Origin of the sequence: Mucilaginibacter sp. (genome assembly GCF_039207105.1) — a bacterium.
Lineage (GTDB): Bacteria > Bacteroidota > Bacteroidia > Sphingobacteriales > Sphingobacteriaceae > Mucilaginibacter.
Window position 1 is genome coordinate 1 of the sequence record NZ_JBCECK010000072.1, and the last position, 26,070, is coordinate 26,070.

The window sequence follows — 26,070 nt, forward strand, 5'->3', positions numbered from 1 at the left end:
ATTTTATGAACTATATTCCTGATGCCGGGCGTAATAAATATACACCTTATATATACTCGGGTATTGGCTGGGCAGCTTTTAATCCCCGTGCCAACTATCAGGGCGACTCATACAGCTTAAGGCCTTTGACCACTGAGGGGCAGGCCCGTCCATACAAATCAGGTACATTGGTGGTGCCGTACGGGGTAGGTATAAAATATAACTTTAACGGTAAATGGACGGCCGGTGCCGATTTGGGCTATAGATTTACCTTTACCGATTACCTGGATGATGTGAGCGGAGTATATGCCGATCCTACCAAGCTTCCGAATGATGTATCCCGTACCCTGGCCGATCGCTCGCCCGAAGTTAACAAGCCGCTGAATGCGCCTGGCTCGCAGCGCGGCGATTTTAAAAACCGCGATACTTACTTTTTTGTGGGCTTTACTATATCTTTTACATTTGTTACCCAACGCTGTTATTATTAATAATTCTGATTTTTAAAATAAAAACAAAATTAAATTCTGTTTTTATAAAATATTTGAATTTTAATTTCGTTTAAGGTTTAAATAGCTTGAATGCTATTATCCATTATTAACCTTAAACTTTACAGCTATGGCCGAGTTAAATTCATCACCCCAAAAAACAGGCGGAAACCACAGGCGCAAAAAAATGAACTTACGCGTTGATCTTACCGCTATGGTTGATCTGGCATTTTTGCTGATCACTTTTTTTATCATGACCACCACACTTTCAAAACCCAAGGCTATGGATATAGCCATGCCGGTAGGAGATGATGCCGGGCCAACGGCCGCCAGCCGGAGTTTTACCGTTTGCCTGGGTAAAAATAATCAGGTAATGTATTACCTGGGCGAATTGAAAAAGCCCATTATTGCCCCTGCTATAACCGGTTTTAATAGCGAGGGCATTCGCAGAACGATACTCGAAACCAGCAAAATGGTACGCGATAAAACGGGTAAAAGTATGATCGTACTCATAAAACCATCAGACCACTCGGTATATAACAATCTGGTTAATGTTATAGATGAGCTTACTATCACCAACACGCAGCAATATGCTATTGTTAATATAGATAAGCATGATACCGATGTATTAAAGCAAAAAGGTATTTATTAATTACCACGCTGTTTACAGGCTTAAAATAAGCGGTTCAATGGGCCGGTCGCAAAATCAGCTTATGATTTTTGTGACCGGCTTCTTCATTTATATTCCAAATACTCTTAATAAATGATAGGCAGGCAGTTAATTTTATGCCTTTTTATATCATTTTACTACATTATTTATAATAACATTTTCTTTTCGTGCTGTATACTAAAAAAATACAAAGTAAGTTTTACCTTTGTACCCTGAAAAAACCGGCAATTTGAAATTTAAATGACCGAGTTTATCAGGTTATTTTTAGCATTGATTAGTCTAAAACAAATATTTATTAGACATCGTGTTGATAATTAAACACAAGCAGGTCTTTTACAAGCACTCAAGAGCAGCTTTGGATAATGAATAGTATGGGATATTTGGATCAGATTGATTTGTTGAGGCTACCACAGCACGTTGCCATCATTATGGACGGTAATGGCAGGTGGGCAAAAGAAAAAGGCAAATTAAGAATGTTTGGCCATCACAACGGAGTAACATCTGTTAGGGACGTGGTTGAAGGTGCTGATAAATTAGGCATTAAATATGTTACCCTGTACACCTTCTCGTCCGAAAATTGGAACCGCCCTAAGCTGGAGGTAATGGCCATTATGGAACTCATGGTAAGCACCATTCACAAGGAGATAGCCGGGTTTATGAAAAATAACATCAAGCTAAACGCTATAGGTGATCTGGATATGCTGCCTGCCAAATGTAATAGGGAGCTTACAGCGGCAATGGAAAAAACTGCCGGTAATACCGGGGTGGTACTTACACTGGCATTAAGTTATGGCTCTCGCAGTGAAATTGTACGTGCGGCAAAAAACATAGCTGTAAAAGTTCAAAACGGCGAACTGGATGTTGCGGATATTAACGAAGAGGTTTTTGAAAATAATCTGTTTACCTGGGATATGCCCGATCCTGAGTTACTGATCAGAACAAGCGGCGAATACCGCATCAGCAATTATTTACTATGGCAAATAGCTTACGCCGAGTTATATTTTACGCCTAAATTTTGGCCCGATTTCAGAAAGGAAGATTTATACGAAGCTATACTCGATTACCAAAAACGCGAGCGCCGATTTGGTAAAACAAGTGAGCAAATTAACTAAATTTTTACTTTTAACACTTTTTAACAACTGTATAAATTATTTTTAGCCCACTAAAATATTCGAATGTATAAATTTCTTTTTGCTATTCTTCTCTCGGTTTTTGTTACTACGGCTTTTGCCCAGGTATCAAATGCTCCGAGAACCAACCTGACAAAATCAATACCTGCCGATAGTTTAAGTTACCTTAATCCGCGGGATTATATCATTGGAGGCATATCTGTTAGCGGCGCTAAGTATCTGGATAAAGATATATTGATACAACTCTCTAAATTAAACAAAGGCGATCGTATAAACCTGCCGGGTGAGCGTAACTCTGAAGTTATAAAAGCATTATATAAAGAGGGTTTGTTTGATGATGTTCAATTAAATATTACCAAAATTAACCAGGATACCATATACCTGGAAATTGCTGTTTCTGAACGCCCGCGTCTTTCACGTTTACATATAACAGGTATCAGAAAGGGAGAGATTGAAGATGTGCAGAAAAAACTGAATGACAGGACCGGTAAAATCGTAAACGAAAATTTATTAAGTACTACTACAGCCATCATAAAAAAGCATTTTAATGAAAAAGGCTTTTTAAATACTACGGTTAAGCTTACCCAGCGTAAAGATCCGGGAGATGCCAATAGCGTGATATTGGATGTGGCTATTGATAAAAAGACTAAGGTTAAAATTAACGATGTTGCCTTTGAAGGTAACAAAGCTTTTAGCGACAAAAAGTTAAAAGGGTTTTTGAAAAAGACCCGTGAAAAAAAATGGTATAACCTGTTTGGCTCAAAAAAATTCAAGCAGGATAAATACGAAGAAGATAAGCAGAGCCTGATTGAATCAATGCAGGGAAAGGGTTACCGCGATGCTGAAATTTTAAGCGATTCTGTTTGGGCGCATGATGCCACATCGGTTAACGTAAAAATTAAGGTTTACGAAGGCCCTAAGTATTACTTTGGTAATGTGAAGTGGTCTGGTAATGCTAAATATACTACTGAGTTGTTAGACAGAATTTTGCATGTTAAAAAAGGAGATGTATTTAGCGAAGATGAGTTAAACAAAAGGTTGGTTGGCCCAACGCCTAACAACGATGACGTTTCATCACTTTACCTTAACGATGGTTACTTAACCTACACTGCCGATCCGGTGCAGACAAAGGTTTATAACGATACGGTAGATTTAGACATTCGCGTGTATGAAGGTCCGCAATATACTATTAACCGTGTAAGCTTAAAAGGTAACGATGTAACCAACGATAAAGTGGTTATGCGTGAGATTCAAACCAAGCCAGGTCAAAAATTCAACAAAGAGTTGCTGATCCGCAGCTCGCGTGAAATTGGCCAGCTGGGTAACTTTGATGAGCAAAAAACAGAGCCTAAACCGGTAAACATCAACCCGCAGGATGGTACTGTTGATTTGGTTTACAACGTAGTTGAAAAACCATCAGACCAGATTGAGCTATCGGGCGGTTTTGGTGGCGGCCAGTTGGTAGGTACATTAGGCCTTACCTTCAATAACTTCTCGTTAAGGAATATCTTCAATTTAAAAGCATATAAACCGCTGCCAAAAGGTGATGGTCAGAAATTAAGCTTAAGGGGACAATCAAGCGGAAGAACCTATCAGAACTTTTCATTCACTTTCTCTGAGCCGTGGTTGGGTGGTAAAAAACCTATTTACTTCGCGTTGTCAGCGTATACACAAGGAAGTTCAACCGGGCAGTATTATCCAAAATCAAGCCCGTTATATAATAACTTGCGTATCAATGGTGTGGGTGTAACCTTGGGTAAACGTTTAAAATGGCCTGATAACTACTTCCAGTTAAACTACTCGTTAAACGTTGACCACTATAACCTGGATAACTATACCGGTTATTTGTTTACCAACGGTACATCGTTCAACATTAAGTTAACGCAGGAGCTGACACGTAACTCTATCGATGCGCCAATTTTCCCGACACAGGGTTCAAACATTAAATTCACAGTACAGGCTACGCCTCCGTACTCACTGTTTAATAATGTAAACTATAAAATCGCTACTCCTGAGGAGCGCTACCATTTTGTGGAGTACTACAAATTCAAGTATGATGCGCAGTGGTTCTCCAAACTGGTGGGTAAATTCGTACTGATGTCGCAAGTAAGGTTTGGCTTCCTGGGTATGTATAACAAAGATGTAGGCCCTTCACCATTTGAGCGTTTCAAATTAGGTGGTGATGGTATGCAGAGCTACCAGTTTTTACAGGGTAGTGAGATTATCGGTTTAAGGGGTTATCAAAACTTCTCAATAGTTCCGGAAGGATCAACCGAAAATCAAAATACCAACACGGGTAGCACCATCTATAATAAGTATACGCTTGAGCTTCGTCACCCGGTGATCGCGAGCCAGTCTGCAACTATATTCTTATTAACCTTTGCAGAAGGCGGTAACGTTTGGAACAACTTTAGCCAGTTTAATCCGTTTAACGTAAGGCGTTCGGTAGGTGTTGGCGCAAGAATATTTTTACCTATATTTGGATTGCTTGGATTAGATTATGGCTATGGATTTGATAAAATACCAGGTGCGCCGGACGCAAACAGAGGGCAGTTCCATTTTACAATTTCTCAGAGTTTATCCGGCGGATTTAATTAATTTGCACAGCGATATATGAAGAAGATAATTTTAATAGCGTTTTTAACGTTAACAGCATTCACAGGAGCTTACGCGCAGCGTTTTGCTTATGTAGACTCGGATTATATATTAAAACATATGCCCGAGTATGCTTCATCGCAGAAACAGCTTGCATCATTATCTGATCAATGGCAAAAAGAAGTTGACGGTAAGTTTCAGGAAATTGACCGCTTGTATAAAGCTTACCAGGCCGATCAGGTTTTAATGACGGCAGATATGAAAAAGCGCCGTGAGGCCGAGATTGTTGATAAAGAAAAAGCCGCGAAGGATTTTCAGCGCCAGAAATTTGGTCCCGATGGCGAACTTTCACAAAAGAGTAACGCTTTGATTAAACCAATTCAGGATAGAGTGTCTAAAGCTGTACAGGCGGTAGCCGAGGGTGATAATCTGGACATGGTTTTTGATAAAAACAGTGAGGTTATGATGCTGTATGCAAATCCGCGGTATGATAAAAGCGCCGATGTGATAACCAAATTAGGGCTTAAACCCGGTGTATTTGCTAAATAAAATTTAAAAAAAATAATCAAACAAAACTATTATTAAACACAGAACAAGGAAAATGAAAAAACTATTTAAAGTTGCTTTAGTTGCAGTAGGAATGTTATTTGCGGGCAACTTTGCCAATGCGCAAACTAAAATTGGGCATATTAACTTTAACCAGCTGATTGACATGATGCCTGAAACTAAAACTGTTACTACTCAGATGCAGGCTTATCAAAAAACATTTATTGACCAGCTTACTACCATGAATAATGAGTATACTACAAAAGGTCAGGAGTTTCAAAAAAACAATGCAACCATGACTGATGCTATCCGTACTCAAAAAGGACAAGAGTTACAGGATATACAAAAACGTATGCAGGATTACCAAAACACTGCACAGCAACAAGTTGATGCTAAAAGACAAGAATTAGGTAAACCACTTATTGATAAAGCTACTGCAGCTGTAAACGCTGTAGCTAAAGAAAAAGGTTACGCTTACGTATTAGATTCATCTCAGGTAAGTTTATTAGTATCACCTGATGCTGATGATATGATGGCAGCAGTAAAAGCTAAATTAGGCTTAAAATAATAATCAATTATAAGTCATTAACAAAAAAGCGTTCTGTATTTACAGAACGCTTTTTTTATTTTTGTGTATATGCATCAGCAACCTATAGGTATTTTCGATTCGGGCTTTGGTGGCCTTACCGTTTTCAAATCAATTGTTGAACAACTTCCGGGATACGATTATATATACATGGGCGATAATGCCCGTGCACCTTACGGAAACCGGTCGTTCAATACCATACACCAGTATACCTGGGAGTGTGTACAATGGCTTTTTGAACAAGGTTGCCCATTAGTTATACTGGCTTGCAATACAGCATCGGCCAAAGCGCTGCGCACTATTCAACAGCAGGACCTTAAATCGGGCTATCCAGACAAGAGGGTGCTTGGTGTGATACGCCCCACTGCCGAGGTTATTGGCGATTACAGCCAAACTAAGGAGATAGGGGTGTTGGGTACAAAAGGAACGGTACAATCGGGGTCATACCTGCTGGAAATTCAGAATTTTTTCCCGGATATTAAAGTCCATCAACAAGCCTGCCCATTATGGGTTCCGCTTATTGAAAACGGCGAGTACGACCAGCCGGGTGCCGATTATTTTGTAAAGCTATACCTTGACCAGATCATGGCGCAGTCACAGAACATTGATACTATTTTACTGGCTTGTACTCATTATCCATTAATTCAGCAAAAGATAGAAGCGCAGTTACCCGCAAATATAAAAGTGGTTGCGCAGGGAGATATTGTAGCCAAAAGTTTGGTCGACTATCTGCAACGTCATCCCGAAATTGAAAGTAAGCTGACCAAAAACGGTGTCAATAAGTTTTACACTACTACAGATGATACAGCCGATTTTGATCATCACGCATCACTATTTTTCTCGGCCCCGGTAAAATCAACCTTTATTTCGGCTAATGACCTGGTGAAATGCTAAGAATTGAATACTAATTGTAATTGAATAAAGCATTTTCTAAACTCCTTGTCATCCTGAGGAACGAAGGATCTATCGGCTAACAGATTCTTCGCTATCGCTCAGAATGACAATGGTCGTAAATTGGTGATTGCTTTGTACCTCGTAATACCACTTTTTACTCTTTACCTATAATTCCCACCAACTTTATATACTACCTTATCGCCTAAATTATTATAACATTTAGTAAGTTTGCAGCTTTAGCAAAAAGGCACTTGAGTTATTACATCATAAATTTTATTGTAGCTATCGGGTTGTTTAGTTTTTCGGCCTTTTTTGCGTTGGCAGGTGTTTATGCAGAACGTAAAATTTCGGCATATATACAAGACAGACTTGGCCCGACAGAAACCGGAAAGTTTGGTACGCTCCAGACACTGGCCGATATCTTAAAAATGATCCAGAAGGAGCTCATTATTCCGGCAGCGGCCGATAAGTGGCTGTTTATGCTGGCGCCTGCCATAATTTTTATAGCGGTATATATGGGCTTTGCCGCTTTGCCCTGGGCACCAGGACTCATCCCTTCAAAAATAAACCTGGGTATATATTACATTTTTGCTATTATTTCTGTTGAAACCCTTGGCATATTGATGGCCGGTTGGGGTTCAAATAATAAATATTCTATTTTAGGAGCCATGCGGTCGGCCGCGCAGATCATCTCGTATGAGATACCGGCTGGTTTTGCCATTATATCGGTGGTAATGATAGCGCAAACCCTGAACCTGCAGGAAGTAGCCATGCAGCAAGGTATTTTGGCATCCGAAAAAATAAAATTTGCAGGCTTTTGGGATGTAACTAAAATTGGCGGGTTTTTCAGTTGGAACGTGTTTCGCGCTCCGCACCTGATCATCGCCTTTGTGATCTATTTTATAGCTTCACTGGCCGAAAGCAACCGTGCTCCGTTTGATATACCGGAAGCGGAATCAGAATTGGTAGCAGGCTTTCATACTGAGTTTACCGGTATCAGGTTTGCCCTGGTATTTTTGGCCGAATATTCGATGATGTTCCTGGTATCCATGATAGGCGTTATATTATTTTTAGGCGCCTGGAATACCCCCTTACCAAATATAGGTACGGTACATTTGGCTATCTGGACAACCAGCATGGCCTGGGGTATTTTCTGGGTAACACTAAAAACGTTGGCGCTGGTTGCCGTACAAATGTGGATCAGGTGGACATTGCCCCGTTTCCGGGTAGACCAACTCATGAACCTCTGCTGGAAGGTACTAACCCCATTGGCCTTTGCATGTATGCTGATATCAGGCATATGGCGGTTGTGGCTAATGTGATAGGGGGAGTGAATCAAGAAATAAGAGACAAGAATTAAGAGGTAAGAAACAAGAATCAAGACAAAAATCAACGGAATCAGACGAATCAACGGTCAAGATATTTTAGAGTTTAGAATTTAGAGCTTAGGATTTGATAAATAAAGTAATAAACGGTTTTAAAACGGCATGGAAAGGTTTAACCCTTACCGTGAAGCACCTGTTTGCGCCAAACGCCGACAGGAAGATCACTACCGTGAGCGACAGCAATTACTTTAAACAACTGGAAAGTGGTACCAACACCATCCAATACCCTAAGCAACAATTACCCGTTCCCGAAGTGGGCCGTTACCAGCTGGATGTGGAGATGGACGATTGCATAGTGTGCGATTTATGTGCTAAAGTATGCCCGGTGAATTGTATAGATATCGAAGCCATCAAGGCTACAGAGGCCATAGGTCAAACGTCTGATGGTACTATAAAACGCCTGTACGCCGCCAAGTTTGATATTGATATGGCCAAATGTATGTATTGCGGCTTGTGTACCATTGTGTGCCCAACCGAGTGCATCACCATGACCAACCAGTACGATAAAACGGTATTTGAACTGAGTGATCTGGTTTATCAATTCTCTGATATGCCGCCCGAAGTTGCTGCCGAAAAGCGGGCTTTGTTTGATAAACAACAAGCCGAAAAACAAGCAGCCAAGTTGGCCGCCATGCAAAAAAAGGAGGGCGGAGCATGAGTTTGGTACGTGTACTGTTTTACTTTCTGAGTTTTATAGCCATAGCATCGGCCTTGTACGCGGCATCGAGCAAAAATCTGGTACGTAGCATATTTGTGTTTTTTGTGACCCTGTTTGCCTTGGCAGGCCTGTATGTACTGGGCCTGGCCGATTTTGTGGCCGTAACGCAGGTGGTTATTTATGTAGGCGGTATACTGGTGCTTATCCTGTTTGCCTTTATGCTATCAGGTAAAGAAACTTTAAATGTACTGCAAAAGCAGGAGGAAAAGCTTTTTAGCCTGAAAAAGCTGCCCGCCTTGCTTTTGGCCGGACTGTTTTTTGTAGTGCTTATCAATATCATATTCAAAGCTGATGCCGATAACCTGCAATGGGTTAAGGATGCTGTGAGCTTTAAAAACGAGATCACGCCTAATGCGGTGATGATTGATAATATCGGCATCAACTTAATGACGCGTTACCTGCTGCCTTTTGAGGCTATTTCTATTTTGCTGCTGATGGCATTGGTAGGTGCGGCGCACCTTTCGCGCAAGGAGGGCAAGGCATGATCACCCTGACTGATTTTATGGTAGTAAGCGCAGCCTTGTTTTGCATTGGTTTATACATGGTGGTATCCAAACGAAACGCTATCCAGATATTGATAGGTATTGAGTTGATCCTGAATGCTGCTATACTAAACCTGGTGGCTTTTGGTAAATATGATAAAGTAAACAATAGCGGGCAAATATTCGCGCTGTTTGCCATTGTGCTTGCTGCGGCAACTACCGCGGTAGCGCTGGCTATTATACTGAATGTTTATCGCAGGTATAAAACCATCGATCCGAATGATATTAATAAACTGAGGGATTAGGGTAGTATCAAGATATTAGTATCAGGTATCAAGATCTTAAAATCACAATGTACAGGCAAAAGGTTCTTGATACTAATATCTTGATACCTGATACTAAAAAAACAACAATAAATTGGAAGACTTTTTACATTCCATACAACTATTAAACTATACGGTGGCAGCTGTTGCCTTACCGCTGCTTGCTGCTTTCATAAACTTTTGCCTGCCTGTAAAAAAGAAATTAGCAGGCTGGGTATCTACCATTGCTATTCTGCTCAGCTGTGTGTTATCAGCTTGTGTTTTTGCCGGGGTTTGGAATAGTGCTCCGGTGCATGCACAGCACGTATGGTTCACTATTGGTAAAACAGAAGTAATGGCAGGCATTTTACTGAATAACCTTTCGGTATTGCTGTTGTTGCTGGTGTCAGTCATCGCGCTGCCGGTGCATATTTATTCTACCGCGTACATGAAGCACGACGACAGGTATAGCCGTTATTTTACCTATCTCAGTTTCTTCTGTTTCAGTATGCTGGCCCTGGTGGTAGTTGATAGCCTGGTACTGTTCTACGCTTTCTGGGAACTGGTGGGCTTCTCCTCATACCTGCTTATCGGTTTTTGGTTTACTAAGGACAAGGCGGTACAAGCCAACAAAAAAGCTTTCATCATGAATAGGATAGGCGACATCGGTTTGCTTGTTGCGATACTTATCATCTATGCCGTATTTCATACTTTCGATATTGATCAGTTATTCGGACCCAAATCAATTGTCAAATCGGCAGCATTGCTGACTAATGGTAGCTGGGCTTCCCCAAACGAACATAATTGGATAATTGATGGTATTTCATATCAACTGCCAAATATCTGGCAATATGTAGCCTGCGCGGGTATTTTCCTTGCAGTGGCTGCTAAATCGGCTCAGTTTCCATTACATACCTGGCTACCTGATGCGATGGAAGGGCCAACTTCGGTATCGGCACTGATCCATGCGGCTACAATGGTTGCGGCGGGTGTGTTTTTATTAGGCAGGGTTTATCCCATGTTTACCGGAACCGAGCTTACCATATTGGCGATTATCGGTTGTTTTACCGCGTTCATGGCGGCAACCATCGCCCTTACACAAAACGATCTGAAACGGATACTGGCCTATTCCACCATATCGCAGTTAGGTTATATGATACTGGCTATGGGGGTAGGGGCGTATGCTTCATCTTTATTTCATTTGGCTACGCATGCGTTTTTCAAATGCTTACTGTTTTTGGTAGCAGGTATCGTCATTCATGAAATGCAGCATGTTAAGGAAGAAAATCAACTTGACATCGATCCGCAGGATATTTCATTAATGGGCGGTCTGCGTAAAAAATTACCAGTCACATTCATAGTAGCAGTTGTTGGCAGTTTGGCCCTGGTTGGTTTACCGCTTACTTCGGGTTACCTTTCCAAAGATGGTATCCTGATCCAGGCCTTTGAGTGGAGCGAGGGTAAGAGCGTATGGTTTAAGCTAATCCCCGTAATGGCCCTTTTTACCAGCTGGCTTACCGCTTTTTACGTAGCGCGTTTAATAGTAAAAGTGTTTTTTGGAGAGTTTAGATTATTAAAAAGCTATCCTGACGCAAAACTGCATATGCACGATGGAGGGTTACCATATAAGCTGCCGATTGTTTTATTAGCGCTTTGCTGTTTATTCCCTTTGTTTTCGTTCAACCCTTTTTCATATGGGCATTCCTGGTTGTTCAATGGCTTATCATCACCTGGTGTTCATGAGGGAGAAAGTATATTCCATACCATTATTCCGGCATTGGTTACTATAATAAGTATAGTAGTATTGTACGCGGCTTATGTTATCTATAGTAAACCAACCGGCTTCAAATTTCAGCAAGATGGTTTTTTATACCGCTTATCATACAATCAATGGTATTTAGATGCTATTTACCAACGTTTTATTATAAAACCCGTATTACGGCTATGTGCTGCCAGCTTTTGGATAGACAGAAATGTTATTGACGGATTTTTACACTTATTAGCCAAAATAAGTGGTCATGTAGCCAAACTTACTGCCTGGACGGATGAACATATTGTGGATGGCTTTTTACATTTCGTAACCTCAATAGTGCAAAGTATTGGCAATTTTGCACGTAGGTTTCAAAGTGGCAAAGTACAATACTACCTGTATAGCATGCTGGTGATTGTATTGGTGCTATTTATTTTAAAAATACTGATCTGAACCTGATGAATATATTAACCTTACTCTTACTTGTACCTGTACTGTTCGGCCTGATCATTATGGTGATGCCATCATCACTGCGTGCCAGCTTTAAATATATTACCCTGCTGGCTACTTTGATACAGTTGGGCATCAGCATATGGATGTACCTGCATTTTAAAACAGGAGTAGCTTACGGAGGAATTAATCATGAAGATCAGTACCAGTTTGTACAAAAACTTCCCTGGATATCCCTGAACCTAGGTAGCATGGGCAAAATGCAGATAGATTATTTTGTAGGTGTTGATGGTATGTCTATCGCGTTGCTGGTCATGACCTCATTGGTTATGGTTATTGCTACGCTATCATCGTGGGAGATCAAGAGTAACCTGAAAGGTTTCTTCCTGCTATTTTTATTGTTGGATATGGCCGTTATAGGTGTTTTCTGCGCGCTGGATTTCTTTCTGTTTTATCTGTTTTATGAACTGATGCTGCTACCTCTATACTTCCTGATCGGGATGTGGGGTGGCGCGCGCCGGGAATACGCGGCCATCAAGTTTTTCCTGTATACTTTGTTTGGTTCGGTATTTATGCTGCTGGTGATGGTAGGTTTGTACCTTTCCGTTACGGACCCTGCAACCGGCAACCATACCTTCAATATCATACAAATGATGAACCCGGCAAATTACAGCGCTCAGTCGGTGTTTTCAATTGCCGGGCATCAAACCATATTAGGCATGCCGGCCCGAGTGGTTGGTTTTGTGGTGCTGTTTATTGCTTTTGCTATTAAGGTGCCAGTGGTACCCCTGCATACCTGGCTACCCGATGCGCACGTTGAGGCGCCGACACCGGTATCTATCATATTAGCAGGTGTGTTGTTAAAAATTGGCGGCTACGGTATTATCAGGATCTGTTTAGGGATTTTCCCGGAAGTAGCCACAACCGGCGCTTTCTGGTTAGGCTTGCTTGGGGTTATCTCTATTTTATACGGGGCATTCAATGCCCTGGCACAAAAAGATCTGAAACGGATGATCGCTTATTCATCCGTATCGCATATGGGTTTTGTGTTGTTGGGTATTGCCTCACAAACAGCTGAAGGCATAAGCGGTGCTATAATGCAAATGGTGAGCCACGGCTTTTTGTCAACCATGCTTTTCTTTTTGGTGGGCGTACTGTATAACCGTGTTCACGACAGGGGTATCAACCATTTCCGTGGATTGGGTAATTTAATGCCAAAATATACCGCCTTTGTGATGATCGCTTTTTTTGCATCACTGGGTTTACCAGGTTTTTCGGCATTTGTGGCCGAGGCCTTTACACTGGCAGGAACGTTTAGATCATCATCAGTAAATGGTCTGATACCTTACTGGATGCCTATTTGCGGCGCTATTGGTATCTTATTGGGCGCTGCCTACTTTTTATGGACACTGCAACGTATGTTTTTTGGCCCTGAATCATTAAAAGGTGGCGATGTTTGGAAAATAGCCCTTACCGATCTGAACCTTCGCGAAAAACTTACCCTGGCGCCACTGGCTGTTATAGCTATTGCCTTAGGTGTAATGCCCTCGCTGGTTTTTGAAAAGATCAATGATTCGGTGCTTAGCCTGATCCAGTTTTTACAGCTTAAATAGTCCTGAAAATGCACGATCTGCTACCGTATATATCTGAGTCTTTATCCCATGTTTTGGGTAGCATAGGCTATTTTATACCCGAAGTTTATTTAACGCTACTATTTATCGTTGTGCTGATAACCGACCTGATATTCGGTAAACGGTCAACTCAATTATGTCGTATTATAGCCTGTGCAGGGATGGCTCTCATTATGTTTAAGGATTTGCAGCAGGTAGCTTTAGTGGTAGATGGGGAGCATTTTATATTCAGTAATATGTTACTGCTGAGCCGCGGCGGTATATTCTTTAAATTGAGTATTGATATGCTCTCGTTTATTCTGCTGTTGTATTTTACCTGGGATCATAAACTGAACGCGCATCAGAAAGGCTTGTCCGATCTGTATTCTATCACCATAGCATCCATCCTCGGTTTGCATTTAATGGTGATGGCGGTAAACCTGTTATCTATATACTTGGCTATTGAATTGGTGTCGCTTGCATCATACCTGATGGTGGCTTACCGTACCGAGAACGCTTTCAGTACTGAGGCCGGATTGAAATATGTGCTGTTTGGGGCGGCTTCATCAGCTATTATGTTGTATGGCATATCGCTGTTGTACGGATTCAGCGGTTCGCTTGATGTGGTTTTTCAGACAAGCATCACTCAGTTATCCAAAGTAAACCCTATTAGCTCATCATTTGCAGTTGTATTGGTTTTAATTGGCATTGGCTTTAAATTATCATTTGTACCTGTACATTTTTGGGTACCCGATGTGTACCAGGGAGCAAGCACTCCAGTAACGGCCTATTTATCAACGGTACCTAAAATAGCTGCTTTTGCCTTGCTTATTAATTTTTTGCCACCGTTTTTGCTCAGTACGCAATGGAAAGGCTTTAATATTGGAGTTTTAATATCGGCAGTTGGAATAATTACTATGATTGCCGGTAATTTTGCGGCGGTTATGCAAAGCAATGTGAAAAGGATGCTGGCTTACTCCAGCATTGGGCATACCGGTTTTGCTTTAATGGCTGTTGTGGTGCTAACGTTGCAGGGAGTGTCAGCCATTACCTACTATTTGCTGGTATATGGTGCTGCTAATATTGGCGCTTTGGCATTGGCAAGCTATTTTGCCAACGAAACTGGCGCCGAAGACGTAGAACATTACCGCGGATTAGGTTTAAAATATCCAATTGCCTCGGTTTGTTTCGTAATTATACTGATATCACTCACAGGTTTGCCTGTAACTGCAGGATTTACCGGAAAATTATTTGTTTTTTCGGCAGTTTATGCCATTTATCAGCAAACACATAACGTTTGGTTAATGTTGCTGATGGTAACCGGGGCCCTAACTACAGTGGTTTCTTTGTTTTATTACCTTAAAATACCATTGAATTTGTTTCTGAAAAGGAAAGAAATGCCCGAAAGGCATGAGGTAAAATCAATGAATTTGCTCATTTTATCAATTGTTATAAGCTTTGTATTGATTTTGCTCGGTATTTTCCCTGATTTTCTCCTTCGTTGGCTTTAATTTTTCAATTTTCGTAATTTTTTAACAAAAACATAATATTCTTCGTTTTTTTATAATTAAAATCATACTTTCAGGCCGTTTTACAAAACAATTTCAATATTTTCATGAAACGGTACTTTCCTTTTGCAGTAATTCTTGCCATTTTAACATTAACCTTTGTTTTTCCATCGGTAGAACACGAAAATTCCGGCCATCCTAATTTTAATACCGGTGATATTGCCTGGATGCTGATGTCAACAGCACTGGTTTTGATCATGACGCCTGGATTAGCCTTCTTTTACGGTGGTATGGTTAATAAAAAGAATGTGATATCAACCATGCTGCAAAGTATAGTGTGTATGGTAATCATTACCGTAATGTGGGGCATATTTGGCTTCAGTCTTGCTTTTGGTGATAGCTTTCATGGTTTTATAGGCAATCCGCTTACTTATTTTATGATGAAGGGCATGTTGGGCAATGCCACCTGGAAAGCGGCACCTACTATACCATTGTTGCTGTTTGCCATGTATCAGCTTAAGTTTGCTATTATAACTCCGGCGCTTATCACCGGTGCCTTTGCCGAGCGTATCCGTTTTAACTCGTATATTATTTTCCTTTGCCTGTTCTCTATATTTATATTCTCTCCACTGGCGCATTGTACCTGGCACCCGGATGGCATATTAGCCAGATTTGGCGTACTTGACTTTGCAGGTGGTACAGTAGTACACATGTCAGCCGGATGGGCTGCGCTTGCATCGGCATTGTATTTAAAACGCCGTAATGAGGCTAATCACTCACCGGCCCGTATCACTTATGTCATGATCGGTACCGGCCTGTTATGGTTTGGCTGGTTTGGTTTCAATGCGGGTTCGGCATTTGGAGCAAACGCCTTAGCGGTTACCGCTTTGGCTACCAGCACCACAGCATCGGCCGCAGGTGGTGTAACCTGGATATTTTTTGACATGCTGCGTGGCCGTAAGCCATCGGCTATGGGTACTTGTATAGGTGCAGTTGTTGGCCTGGTAGCTATTACACCGGCGGCGGGCTTTGTTACCGTACCGCATTCACTGGCCATAGGTATTATATCGGCAGTAGTGAGTAACCTGGTAGTTGAATGGCGCACTCGTACTTCTATTGATGATACTTTAGATGTATTCCCTTGTCACGGTGTTGGCGGTATGGTAGGTATGCTGCTTACCGGCGTATTTGCTAACCAGCATGTAAACGCGGGCAATGCTACAGGAAACGGCTTGTTTTTCGGCGAAACTCATTTGTTTCTTGTTCAACTGGTAGCCTTGGTTGGTGTATCTATATTTTCATTCTTCGGTTCGCTATTGTTATTGAAAATCACCGATATGATTTCTCCGTTAAGGGTATCGGCAGAAGATGAAGTGCTTGGGCTGGATATCAGCCAGCATGGTGAAAAATTATAATATTGAATTTCAAATCCAATTAAATAAACCTGAAGTCCGGCCGTAAGCCGGATTTTTTTGTTAAACCATATAGCATATCCCGTGTCAAAACCGTTATAACAGGTAGTGCATATGAGCCTTTTTGCGGATAATCAATTAAACATTTTTAAAAGTACCCATCAAAATCTTTTACCATTTGATGGGGAGGTATTCCTATATCCTAATTTTTATCAGGAAGAGGGTGTTTACGATCTGTTTGAAGAACTGAAACATACCATTTTGTGGAAACAGGATAAGATGAAGATCTATGGCAAGTCGGTAAGTTTTCCGCGCCTAACCTCCTGGTATGCCGATGGTGATAAAACGTATACTTACTCAGGAGTGGTCAACACACCTATACCGTTTACCCCTTTATTGCTGAAAATAAAAAAGGCCGCCGAACAGCAGTGCGATAAACTATTTAACGCGGCCCTACTCAATTTTTATCGTGACGGAGATGATAGCATGGGCTGGCATAGCGACAATGAAAAGGAGCTAAGCGGTAACCCCATAATCGCGTCGGCATCGTTCGGGGCTACACGTACTTTTCAGTTTAAGCATAAAACGCAAAAAAATGCCAAAGTATCAGTGGCGCTCGGCAATGGCAGCCTGCTAATTATGCAGGGCGAAACACAGCACAACTGGCTGCACCAGGTTCCGAAAACTACCCGCGAAGCCGGTCAGCGGATCAATATTACTTTCAGGGATATCAAATACTAATGCTTTTTTTAGGGGTTTCGGTGTTGAAATAAAATGATATGGTGTGTAAAGAATTAACAATAAGCTAACTTATACACAAACTACTGTTTAATGACAATTGATATGGCCATTGTTAGCTAATAAATTATACCTTTGCAGCCTCATTCCGAATCATGAGCGATCAGATTAAACATGAATGCGGTGTGGCGTTTATCCGCTTACGAAAGCCACTATCCTATTATCAGAAAAAGTACGGAACAGCTCTGTACGGCCTGAACAAGCTTTACCTTTTGATGGAAAAACAACATAACCGGGGCCAGGATGGCGCGGGTGTTGCTACCATTAAACTGGATATTGAGCCTGGCAAGCGGTACATTAGCAGGCACCGCTCAATGGCATCAAATGCCGTTGCTGATATTTTTGAATACATCCAGAAGAAATTCGCGGATATTCAGAAAGAAACTCCCGAAAAAATGGCCGATGCCGAATGGCTTAAAGAGCATGTGAGCTTTACAGGCGAAGTTTTACTGGGGCACCTGCGTTATGGTACCCACGGTAAAAACAGCATTGAAAGCTGCCATCCCTTTTTAAGACAAAACAACTGGCAAACCCGTAACCTGGTTATAGCAGGTAACTTCAACATGACCAATGTTGATGAACTGTTACAGCAGCTATACGATTTGGGCCAACACCCGAAAGAGAAGGCAGATACGATCACGGTACTTGAAAAGATCGGCCATTTTATTGATACCGAAAATCAGGGCCTGTTTGATCAGTACAAACGCGAAGGACTTGACGATAACGTGGAGATCAGCAAGCTGATAGCCAACGATATGGATGTAGCTAAAATACTCCGTAAATCGGCCAAGAACTGGGATGGCGGTTATACCATTGCTGGTATATTAGGCCACGGCGATGCGTTTGTAATGCGCGATCCGGTTGGTATTCGCCCTGCGTTCTATTATTATAATGATGAAATAGTTGTTGCTGCTTCAGAGCGTCCGGCTATTCAAACAGCATTTAACGTTCCGATTGAAGAAATTAAAGAAATACGCCCCGGCCATGCTTTAATTGTTAAAAAGAACGGTAATGTTACAGAAGACATGTTTAGCGAACCGCTGGAAAAGAAATCATGTTCATTTGAACGGATCTATTTTTCAAGAGGCAGTGACGCATCTATTTACCGCGAGCGTAAACAATTAGGCAGGCTGCTTTGCCCGCAAATATTGAACGCGGTTGATCACGATATTAAAAACACCGTATTCTCTTATATTCCTAATACAGCCGAAGTTGCTTTTTACGGTATGGTTGAGGGCGTACACAAATACGTTAAAAAATATCAGCGCGAACAATTGCTGAACCGTGCCGATAAGATCACGGAAGAAGAGCTAACAGAAGTATTACAGCTTGCCCCAAGGGTTGAAAAAATAGCCATTAAGGATGTTAAGCTGCGTACTTTTATTACTCAGGATGCCGACCGCAGCGAGATGGTAGCACACGTATATGATACCACTTACGGCTTGATCAAAAAAGATACAGATACTTTAGTAGTATTGGACGACTCGATAGTACGTGGTACTACGTTAAAACAAAGTATCCTGAAAATTCTGGACAGGCTTGGCCCTAAAAAGGTGGTGGTGGTTTCATCGGCTCCGCAAATCCGTTACCCGGATTGTTATGGCATTGATATGTCGCGCATGGGTGAGTTTGTTGCTTTTGAGGCGGCTATCAGCTTGCTGAAAGAAATGAAGCGCGAGGATATTATTCTTGATGTTTACCAAAAATGTAAAGACAGTGCAAAGCTTCCTAAAGAAGAGGTGATTAATTATGTAAAAGCTATTTATGAGCCATTTACAGATCAAGAGATTTCAGACCGCATAGCTCAGATCATCACGCCAAAAGGCATTAATTGCGAGGTGAAGGTATTATACCAAACTTTAGATAATTTGCACATTGCCTGTCCCGGCCATACCGGCGACTGGTATTTCAGCGGTGATTATCCAACCCCGGGTGGTAACAAGGTGGTTAACCGCGCCTTTGTTAACTGGATGGAAGGTAAAAACCAAAGAGCTTACATGTAAAAAAGCCCCCTAACCCCTGAAGGGGGAATATAATATTTAAGGCGATGGATTTAGGTTCATCGCCTTTTTTGTTTGAAAAACTTTTTTACAAAAAAACTGTGTCATTGCGAGGAGGAACGACGAAGCAATCGCGAACTGTGCAAATTCCTCTGTAAAGTTCGCGGTTGCCACGCTATGCTTACAGCAATGACACAATTACTAACTCACCGCAGGTGCAGCAAATACAAAGTGCGTAACCAGCTTATCCATCAAAATCAATGAGGCAATGATAAGGGCTATACCAGCTACCTCATTAAGGCGGTGCACCAGTTTAACTGATATTTTATCGCGGAGTTTATTGGCGTAGAAAGCTTTGGTGGTATCCATGCCAAATTGAACTATAAGCACGGTAGCAAACATCACCGCGATTTTTATAGAACGGTGAGCCACGCCTTCGTGGAAAACGGTACTCGCTGTACCTATTACAGTTATCCAGTGAAAAAGCAGGGTAGGGTTAAAAATACACATCAAAAACCCCTTTAAAAAGTAGCCGGCCCGGTTAATTCCCGAGGGTACCTTATTTTCATAATTAACCTCGCCTTTTTTAAACAGGTAACGTATACCCACACTAAATAATATGATGCTACCAACTACACCGGCTACGGTTTTGGCATGGTTGGAGATGTCAAAATACTGAGAGCCAAACAGAATAGCGCCTACAAAAACAATGTCACTGCAAACTACACCAAGGGCAAGGGCAACGCCTGCATGAAAGCCTTTTTCAATGCTGGTTTTAATAAGAGCAAAAAAGACCGGGCCAGTCAAAAACGTTAACACTAATCCAATCCCAATTCCCGAAATAACCGCTTCTATCATTATTGAGGCTTAAGTTCTAAAATTTGAACCATGCGAATATGCAACTTTATCTATTAAACAACGAAACTTAAAATTGTGATTTATTTAATTTGAAAAAGTATAACTACTTTTTACAAAAAATGGATTATGTTTAGCGATTCAAAATAATATCCCGAATAACTAAATAGTAAAATGGAACAAAACGACAAAAAGAATTACAGTTCGGCACTATATACGCTGATAACTGTCTTTTTCTTCTGGGGCTTTTTAGCTGCCTCAAATGGTGTATTTATACCTTTCTGTAAAGAGCATTTTCACTTAACCCAATTTGAATCTCAGCTGATTGACTTTACCTTTTATGGTGGTTATTTCATAGGTTCGTTGCTCCTGTATTTCGCATCTTCTATAAGCAAAGTAGATATCATTAATAAAATGGGCTATAAAAATGGTATCATTTTAGGGCTTATCGTATCTGCGGTGGGTGCCCTTGGTATGATTCCAGCTATCGCCTCCGGTGCTTTTGGTTTCATTCTGGCTGTGTTTTTTATTATAGCAGTAGGTTTTTCATTGCAACAAACAGCCGCAAACCCTTTTGTGGTAGCTTTAGGTCCACCAGAAACCGGATCAAACCGTTTGAACTTTGCAGGTAGTATCAATAACATCGGTGGTTTATTAGGCCCTGTGGTTGTTGGTTTTATTTTGTTTGGATCTGCTTCTGCCAAAATTGATGCGAAGGATGTTCATATCTCTTCTGTAAATAACCTTTATTATATGCTTGCAGGGTTGTTTATAGCGGTTGCTATATTTTTCTGGTTCTCTAATTTACCCAAAGTTACCAGTGACGAAAAAATTGAACCAAGCGGTAAAGCAAATACCCCGATTTTGATTATGTTTTTAGCGTTCCTACTTATTTTGGCAGCGGACCCTTTGAGTGAATATCTTAATACGCTACTATCTTCAGATCACGTAAAAAGCCAGTATTTTGTTTATGCGTCACTGGCTATCATTGTGTTAACATTAGTAGGAACCATATTTGCTGCTAAAAAGAATAAAGAAGGTTGGGGTGCAATGCAATATCCTCAGTTGATTTTGGGGATGCTTGCCATTTTTACCTATGTGGGTACAGAGGTTACTCTTCAAAGTAACATGGGAGCATTGCTAAAAACACCTGAATTTGGTTCATTCAGTGAGTCTGATATCGCCCCTTACATCTCATTATACTGGGGAAGCTTAATGATCGGCCGTTTTGCAGGAGCTATAGGTGCATTTAATCTCTCAAAAACTGTTAAATATATACTAACAATTCTAATCCCTTTTATAGCATTTGGTATTATATTATTGGTGAATGCGGCAACCGGTGTAAAGGTGAGCAACCTGTATGGTTATGCAGTTTGCGTAGCTATTCTTATCGTAGCCTTTTTTATTGGGCAACAAAAACCAACCCGTACTTTATCAGTATTAGGTTTGTTAGGTGTAATATTTGTATTAGTTGGTCTATTTACAACCGGTACAGTAGCTACTTTCGCTTTCATTAGCGGTGGTTTATGCTGCTCTATCATGTGGCCATCTATATTCGCCTTATCTATTACCGGTTTGGGTAAATATACCAGTCAGGGCTCTGCATTTTTGATCATGATGATCCTGGGTGGTTCTATTATACCGCCGTTGCAAGGTAAAATTGCAGATGGTAGTAATAACATTATTTCGGGTATGAGCGGTATACATTTCTCCTACATTGTTCCGGGACTGGGCTTTGCATACCTGGCATATTTTGCCTGGAAGGTAAGCCGCGAACTGCGCAGCCAGGGTATTGACCTTGACCACGTAGAGACAAAAGGTGGACATTAATATTTAGTTCATTAATTCAATGGTTCATTAGGTTCTTGGTAGCATGCCAATTAACTAATGAACCATTTTGCTTTTAAAACAATTCAGTATATGAAACCAAGTTTCGATCATATTTTCATGAATCTGGCTACCGATCTGGCTAAGCGCTCACACTGTGTAAAAGCCCATGTAGGAGCCGTTTTAACCCGCGATACCCGTATTATATCCATTGGGTATAACGGACCTCCTGCAGGCACGCACAATTGTGATGAGGAATGGCCTACCGAAGGGTGTGCACGCGATTCAAAAGGTAGTTGCTCGCTGGCTTTACATGCCGAAGAGAATGCCATACTATATGCTGTAAAAAATGGCGCAAAGCTGGAAGGGGCTACGCTGTATACTACACTATCGCCATGCCTGCCCTGTGCCCGCCTCATATTTTCGGCAGGAATTAAACATGTTTATTTCGATAAATCATACGCCGAATACAAAGGTCTGGCCAGTGATGAAGGGGTTGACTTTTTAAATAAGTTTGGCGTTAAAGCCGAGAAGTTTAGAGAAGGAGACTGAGAGACTTTTGGACTATGAGACTTTTTGATAAAGGACTGTTGGATAAAAGACAAAGGACTTTTGAACAAATAGTTGTTTTATTAAACTATGAGATACTTGAATGTAGTATAAAAATAAAGGGTAAATTAAGTCTCCCTTATCCCCGAGTTACTTTTGTCTATTAATCCTTTGTCCCAAAATCCCATAGTCCAAAAGTCCCCAAGTCCAATGAAGTTCTAAAGAATAAATGGCCGTACTTTATCCAGGGCAAATTCTAATTGTTCTTCAGGAGTGAGGTTGGTATTATCTAATATAATGGCATCTACAGCTCTTACCAGCGGACTTTCCTCCCTGGTGGTATCCTGATAGTCGCGGTGGGCGATGTTCTCAAATACTTCTTCTAAAGTGATTCCTGGATTTTTGTCGGCAATCTCTTTATAGCGTCTTTCGGCACGTACTTTAGGATCGGCCGTCATGAATATTTTTACGGTAGCGTTAGGGAAAACAGTAGTTCCGATGTCGCGGCCATCCATCACAATATTTTTAGAGTGGCCCATGCGTTGTTGTTGCTTTACCATTTCTTTACGTACCTCGCGCAGAGCCGATACCTCACTTACTTTTTCAGATACAGGCATTAAGCGAATCTCGTCAGATACCTCCTCATCATTAAGGGTGATATGTGTTTGATAATCGCGCGAGTGAAAGTTGAGGTGGATGTTTTTCAGCGCCTCTTCAATTTGCTCATGATCATGTACATCAATGTTGTTGCGTAAAAAATACAGGGCAACGGCACGGTACATAGCACCGCTGTCAACATAAATAAAGTGAAGCTTTTTAGCTAAAGCTTTGGCCAGTGTACTTTTACCACATGATGAATAGCCATCAATTGCTACTACAATATTGTTTTTCATAAGCGGCACTAAAGTACAAAATTATGTGGATGGTTAATGAGCCGGCAAGATTATGTTAAACGACCTGCTTAACATAGGTAAATTATCATCCAGAGGTGTAAAAATGATTACTTTTGAAAATGAACCTTTCAAAATCAACCCTTCAAACTGAAATTACTTATAAAACATCACGCAGTGGGGGTAAGGGGGGCCAGAATGTAAATAAGGTATCGAGCAAAGTCGAACTTTTATTTAACATCAATGAGTCTGGATTATTCACTGAAGAAGAAAAATTATTACTTGCCGATAAGCTACAAAACCGGTTGAACAAGGACGGCCTGGTGCAGGTAATTTGTGACGAGGAACGCAGCCAGTATTTAAACAAGGAAAAAGCTATGGAGCGGTTGATATTACTGCTTACCAAAGCATTACAAAAGCCTAAAGCGCGTAAGCCTACCAAAGTAAGCAAGGCCGCGAAAGCTGCCCGGCTGGATAATAAAAAGAAACACGCCGCAAAAAAAGAGAACCGAAAGGTGAGCTTTGAGTAGAAGATGTGCGGATGAGAGGATGTGAAGATCTGCGAATTTGTAGATGTGGGAATTTGTATATGTATAGATGCTTGATTAAATCTGAAATCATTTACACATCTTCACATCTACATATTCGCATATCCACGAATCCGCACATCCACGCATTATTTAAACCTGTACGCTCCGGTTATGCTGGCCCATTGGTGTGATCTGAGCATTTCCTCAACATCTTTGGTGTGGAATATGGCAGCTATATCAAATGCAAAGCGGCTGGTGGTAAAAGCCACACCCAATTGATTGCTGAATATCACAGGCTTTTTATTTAAGGTAACCTCCAGGCTGTTAGGGTCGTGACTTCTTAATAAACTTCCTTGTATGGTAGCATCGTAAAGTACACCGTTAACCTGCGGTTTGTAGTAAAAAAATATTTCATGTGCATGCAACAGTCCGGGCTGATCCTGGGCCGATACCGTACTTTGTGTACTTACCGAATTAAATAACTGATTAAAGTTACCCAAACGCAACAGCGGGCCAACACCGGCACCTGTAAAACCATTGCCAAGATTAGCATAAGAAGCTAAGCTCAGATCAATCCACGATGCCCTGGCCAGTAGTTTATTGTATTCGGCGCCAAGGTTAAGCTGCACATCATTCCTGATCTGGTATTGCCAGCCGTTAAGGTGGTAAAAACCAAAAGTATTATGAATAAGCTTTTGAATGGGTTCACCGCCTGCTGCAGGGCCAACCAGGCCAATTTGCGCGCTTAATTTAAGGTTGCTTTCGTTTTTATATAATAGGTTAAGGGTTGAGCCAATATAAGAGTAGGCTGCAAATGGCCTGTCAATAAAATCGGCATTTGGCACAAAGCCCGATTGCGGATTGTACATTTTTTGCCCTATCTCAAAGCCTAAAACTTTGTTTTGAAGATCATTATCAGCTTTTAAGGCCTTACGATAGTAAAAGAAAATCCCGTTGGTATAATACCTGTCAGAACCCTGCCCCAGGTACGAGTCATTATCTGTCTGTATAGCAAATTCATGGGTGCGTGTTTGGGCAAATAAACCGAGGGTAACAAACAGGCACAACAGTGTCAGGAATAGTTTATTAAGCATTAAAAGTTTAAATATATGTGTGCCTAAGATAAAAATTTGAACTGATTTATATACCGCAAAAAAAGAGGGGGTTAAAATAAAATTTTAACCCCCTCTTTTTTAATTAGCTATCGGCTTTGCATCCTCTTTAACCGTCAGGTCTATCGGATTTTTCACTTGCTCATCCAAAAGGGCGAGAGAAATTACATCGCGCATATCGGTAACATAATGAAATTTAAGGTCTTTGATATAATCTTCCTTAATTTCCAATATATCCTTCTGGTTTGATTTGCACAGAATGATCTCCTTGATGTTGGCCCGTTTGGCTGCCAGTATTTTTTCTTTAATACCACCAACGGCTAAAACGCGGCCACGCAGGGTAATCTCGCCGGTCATGGCCAGGTTTGGTTTCACTTTACGCTGAGTAAAGGCCGAAACCAAGGCCGTAAGCATGGTAATACCTGCTGAAGGGCCATCTTTTGGTGTAGCGCCTGCCGGAACGTGTACGTGAACATCCCAAAGGTCAAACAATTTAGGATTGATGTTAAAGTAATTGGCATGTGCCCTGAGATAGGCGAGGGCAATAGTTACCGACTCTTTCATTACATCGCCAAGGCTTCCGGTTAGGGTTAAACGGCCTTTACCGGGGCTTAAACTTGCTTCAATAAATAAAATATCACCGCCAACTGATGTCCAGGCCAGGCCTGTAACCACACCGGCAACGTCGTTGCCTTCATAAAGGTCTTTATCAAATATAGGGGCACCCAGTATTTTCTCAATATCTTTTTTGTTCACTACCGGATTATATTCTTCTTCCAGGGCTATGTTTTTGGCCACTCCGCGTACTACAGAACCTATCTTTTTTTCCAGTGAACGTACACCCGATTCCCGGGTATAATCTACGATCACTTTTTCAAGCACATCGGTTTTAAGGCTAATATCTTTCAGCTTTAAGCCATGTGCTTCACGTTGTTTAGGCAGCAGGTGTTGCTTGGCTATCTCAATTTTTTCTTCAATGGTGTAACCGTTTACCTCAATGATCTCCA

The 26,070-nt window shown here is 41.2% G+C and carries 24 protein-coding genes; 20 read left to right on the forward strand and 4 right to left on the reverse strand.

All coding sequences use genetic code 11. The annotated features are described in order from the left end of the window. The 17 genes from AAGC65_RS15200 to AAGC65_RS15280 form a co-directional block, all read left to right on the forward strand. Positions 1–467: DUF6089 family protein (locus tag AAGC65_RS15200; RefSeq protein WP_343113312.1), on the forward strand; the 467-nt coding region annotated here is incomplete at its 5' end. Between the two features lie 127 nt (positions 468–594). Next, a complete protein-coding gene (locus AAGC65_RS15205; RefSeq protein WP_343113313.1) occupies positions 595–1,116 on the forward strand; it encodes a biopolymer transporter ExbD in 522 nt (173 codons plus the stop codon). 389 nt (positions 1,117–1,505) lie between these two features. Continuing rightward, positions 1,506–2,246, forward strand: coding sequence for an isoprenyl transferase (locus AAGC65_RS15210; RefSeq protein WP_343113314.1), 741 nt, complete (start codon positions 1,506–1,508; stop codon positions 2,244–2,246). 63 nt (positions 2,247–2,309) lie between these two features. Next, positions 2,310–4,862 (forward strand): outer membrane protein assembly factor BamA, encoded by a 2,553-nt coding sequence (bamA, locus tag AAGC65_RS15215; protein ID WP_343113315.1) that lies wholly within the window; start codon positions 2,310–2,312, stop codon positions 4,860–4,862. 15 nt (positions 4,863–4,877) lie between these two features. Continuing rightward, a complete protein-coding gene (locus tag AAGC65_RS15220) occupies positions 4,878–5,408 on the forward strand; it encodes an OmpH family outer membrane protein (protein ID WP_343113316.1) in 531 nt (176 codons plus the stop codon). A 52-nt stretch (positions 5,409–5,460) separates the two neighbouring features. Further along, entirely contained in the window at positions 5,461–5,973 is a 513-nt protein-coding gene (locus AAGC65_RS15225; RefSeq protein WP_343113317.1) for an OmpH family outer membrane protein, read from the forward strand. A gap of 69 nt (positions 5,974–6,042) precedes the next feature. Further along, complete coding sequence (gene murI / locus AAGC65_RS15230; protein ID WP_343113318.1) at positions 6,043–6,885, forward strand: glutamate racemase; 843 nt, start codon at positions 6,043–6,045, stop codon at positions 6,883–6,885. A gap of 251 nt (positions 6,886–7,136) precedes the next feature. After that, the gene (gene nuoH, locus AAGC65_RS15235; protein ID WP_343113319.1) at positions 7,137–8,207 is read left to right on the forward strand and encodes an NADH-quinone oxidoreductase subunit NuoH; all 1,071 of its coding nucleotides are present in this window, start codon (positions 7,137–7,139) and stop codon (positions 8,205–8,207) included. A 130-nt stretch (positions 8,208–8,337) separates the two neighbouring features. Next, positions 8,338–8,928, forward strand: coding sequence for a 4Fe-4S binding protein (locus AAGC65_RS15240; RefSeq protein WP_343113320.1), 591 nt, complete (start codon positions 8,338–8,340; stop codon positions 8,926–8,928). Then, a complete protein-coding gene (locus AAGC65_RS15245; RefSeq protein ID WP_343113321.1) occupies positions 8,925–9,473 on the forward strand; it encodes an NADH-quinone oxidoreductase subunit J in 549 nt (182 codons plus the stop codon). Before AAGC65_RS15240 ends, AAGC65_RS15245 begins: the two co-directional genes overlap by 4 nt. Further along, positions 9,470–9,775 (forward strand): NADH-quinone oxidoreductase subunit NuoK, encoded by a 306-nt coding sequence (nuoK, locus tag AAGC65_RS15250; protein WP_343113322.1) that lies wholly within the window; start codon positions 9,470–9,472, stop codon positions 9,773–9,775. Before AAGC65_RS15245 ends, nuoK begins: the two co-directional genes overlap by 4 nt. 112 nt (positions 9,776–9,887) lie before the next feature. Then, positions 9,888–11,975 carry an NADH-quinone oxidoreductase subunit L gene (gene nuoL / locus AAGC65_RS15255; protein WP_343113323.1) on the forward strand — a complete coding sequence of 696 codons (2,088 nt, stop codon included), beginning with the start codon at positions 9,888–9,890 and terminating at the stop codon, positions 11,973–11,975. Between the two features lie 5 nt (positions 11,976–11,980). Further along, positions 11,981–13,585: an NADH-quinone oxidoreductase subunit M gene (locus tag AAGC65_RS15260; RefSeq protein WP_343113324.1), complete on the forward strand. Its 1,605-nt coding sequence runs from the start codon at positions 11,981–11,983 to the stop codon at positions 13,583–13,585. A gap of 8 nt (positions 13,586–13,593) precedes the next feature. Beyond that, a complete protein-coding gene (locus AAGC65_RS15265) occupies positions 13,594–15,093 on the forward strand; it encodes an NADH-quinone oxidoreductase subunit N (RefSeq protein ID WP_343113325.1) in 1,500 nt (499 codons plus the stop codon). A gap of 104 nt (positions 15,094–15,197) precedes the next feature. Continuing rightward, positions 15,198–16,505, forward strand: coding sequence for an ammonium transporter (locus AAGC65_RS15270; RefSeq protein WP_343113326.1), 1,308 nt, complete (start codon positions 15,198–15,200; stop codon positions 16,503–16,505). Positions 16,506–16,616: 111 nt separating this feature from the next. Next, complete coding sequence (locus AAGC65_RS15275; RefSeq protein WP_343113327.1) at positions 16,617–17,243, forward strand: alpha-ketoglutarate-dependent dioxygenase AlkB; 627 nt, start codon at positions 16,617–16,619, stop codon at positions 17,241–17,243. Positions 17,244–17,395: 152 nt separating this feature from the next. After that, a complete protein-coding gene (locus tag AAGC65_RS15280; RefSeq protein WP_343113328.1) occupies positions 17,396–19,303 on the forward strand; it encodes an amidophosphoribosyltransferase in 1,908 nt (635 codons plus the stop codon). 198 nt (positions 19,304–19,501) lie between these two features. On the opposite strand, the gene AAGC65_RS15285 is transcribed toward AAGC65_RS15280, so the two are convergent. Then, positions 19,502–20,158, reverse strand: coding sequence for a LysE family transporter (locus AAGC65_RS15285; protein ID WP_343113329.1), 657 nt, complete (start codon positions 20,156–20,158; stop codon positions 19,502–19,504). 171 nt (positions 20,159–20,329) lie between these two features. On the opposite strand from AAGC65_RS15285, the gene AAGC65_RS15290 reads away from it, so the two are divergent. Beyond that, on the forward strand, positions 20,330–21,985 hold the full coding sequence (locus AAGC65_RS15290) for an MFS transporter (protein WP_343113330.1): 1,656 nt from the start codon (positions 20,330–20,332) through the stop codon (positions 21,983–21,985). Positions 21,986–22,075: 90 nt separating this feature from the next. Then, entirely contained in the window at positions 22,076–22,534 is a 459-nt protein-coding gene (locus AAGC65_RS15295; protein ID WP_343113331.1) for a dCMP deaminase family protein, read from the forward strand. A 215-nt stretch (positions 22,535–22,749) separates the two neighbouring features. Here the strand turns inward: AAGC65_RS15295 and cmk are convergent, their stop codons facing one another. Continuing rightward, complete coding sequence (cmk, locus tag AAGC65_RS15300; RefSeq protein WP_343113332.1) at positions 22,750–23,424, reverse strand: (d)CMP kinase; 675 nt, start codon at positions 23,422–23,424, stop codon at positions 22,750–22,752. A 119-nt stretch (positions 23,425–23,543) separates the two neighbouring features. Here cmk and arfB point away from each other — a divergent pair, with 119 nt between their 5' ends. Then, complete coding sequence (gene arfB / locus AAGC65_RS15305) at positions 23,544–23,951, forward strand: alternative ribosome rescue aminoacyl-tRNA hydrolase ArfB (RefSeq protein ID WP_343113333.1); 408 nt, start codon at positions 23,544–23,546, stop codon at positions 23,949–23,951. Between the two features lie 146 nt (positions 23,952–24,097). Here the strand turns inward: arfB and AAGC65_RS15310 are convergent, their stop codons facing one another. Further along, positions 24,098–25,045, reverse strand: a complete 948-nt coding sequence (locus tag AAGC65_RS15310) for a lipid A deacylase LpxR family protein (RefSeq protein WP_343113334.1) — start codon at positions 25,043–25,045, stop codon at positions 24,098–24,100. Between the two features lie 99 nt (positions 25,046–25,144). Beyond that, on the reverse strand, positions 25,145–26,070 hold a 926-nt coding region (locus AAGC65_RS15315; protein WP_343113335.1), incomplete at its 5' end, for a S16 family serine protease.

Coding starts and splice junctions, on each gene's coding strand:
- AAGC65_RS15205 (WP_343113313.1), top strand. CDS start 595: ATGGCCGAGTTAAATTCATCACCCCAAAAAACAGGCGGAAACCACAGG.
- AAGC65_RS15210 (WP_343113314.1), top strand. CDS start 1,506: ATGGGATATTTGGATCAGATTGATTTGTTGAGGCTACCACAGCACGTT.
- bamA (WP_343113315.1), top strand. CDS start 2,310: ATGTATAAATTTCTTTTTGCTATTCTTCTCTCGGTTTTTGTTACTACG.
- AAGC65_RS15220 (WP_343113316.1), top strand. CDS start 4,878: ATGAAGAAGATAATTTTAATAGCGTTTTTAACGTTAACAGCATTCACA.
- AAGC65_RS15225 (WP_343113317.1), top strand. CDS start 5,461: ATGAAAAAACTATTTAAAGTTGCTTTAGTTGCAGTAGGAATGTTATTT.
- murI (WP_343113318.1), top strand. CDS start 6,043: ATGCATCAGCAACCTATAGGTATTTTCGATTCGGGCTTTGGTGGCCTT.
- AAGC65_RS15245 (WP_343113321.1), top strand. CDS start 8,925: ATGAGTTTGGTACGTGTACTGTTTTACTTTCTGAGTTTTATAGCCATA.
- nuoK (WP_343113322.1), top strand. CDS start 9,470: ATGATCACCCTGACTGATTTTATGGTAGTAAGCGCAGCCTTGTTTTGC.
- AAGC65_RS15260 (WP_343113324.1), top strand. CDS start 11,981: ATGAATATATTAACCTTACTCTTACTTGTACCTGTACTGTTCGGCCTG.
- AAGC65_RS15265 (WP_343113325.1), top strand. CDS start 13,594: ATGCACGATCTGCTACCGTATATATCTGAGTCTTTATCCCATGTTTTG.
- AAGC65_RS15270 (WP_343113326.1), top strand. CDS start 15,198: ATGAAACGGTACTTTCCTTTTGCAGTAATTCTTGCCATTTTAACATTA.
- AAGC65_RS15275 (WP_343113327.1), top strand. CDS start 16,617: ATGAGCCTTTTTGCGGATAATCAATTAAACATTTTTAAAAGTACCCAT.
- AAGC65_RS15280 (WP_343113328.1), top strand. CDS start 17,396: ATGAGCGATCAGATTAAACATGAATGCGGTGTGGCGTTTATCCGCTTA.
- AAGC65_RS15285 (WP_343113329.1), bottom strand. CDS start 20,158: ATGATAGAAGCGGTTATTTCGGGAATTGGGATTGGATTAGTGTTAACG.
- AAGC65_RS15290 (WP_343113330.1), top strand. CDS start 20,330: ATGGAACAAAACGACAAAAAGAATTACAGTTCGGCACTATATACGCTG.
- AAGC65_RS15295 (WP_343113331.1), top strand. CDS start 22,076: ATGAAACCAAGTTTCGATCATATTTTCATGAATCTGGCTACCGATCTG.
- cmk (WP_343113332.1), bottom strand. CDS start 23,424: ATGAAAAACAATATTGTAGTAGCAATTGATGGCTATTCATCATGTGGT.
- arfB (WP_343113333.1), top strand. CDS start 23,544: ATGAACCTTTCAAAATCAACCCTTCAAACTGAAATTACTTATAAAACA.
- AAGC65_RS15310 (WP_343113334.1), bottom strand. CDS start 25,045: ATGCTTAATAAACTATTCCTGACACTGTTGTGCCTGTTTGTTACCCTC.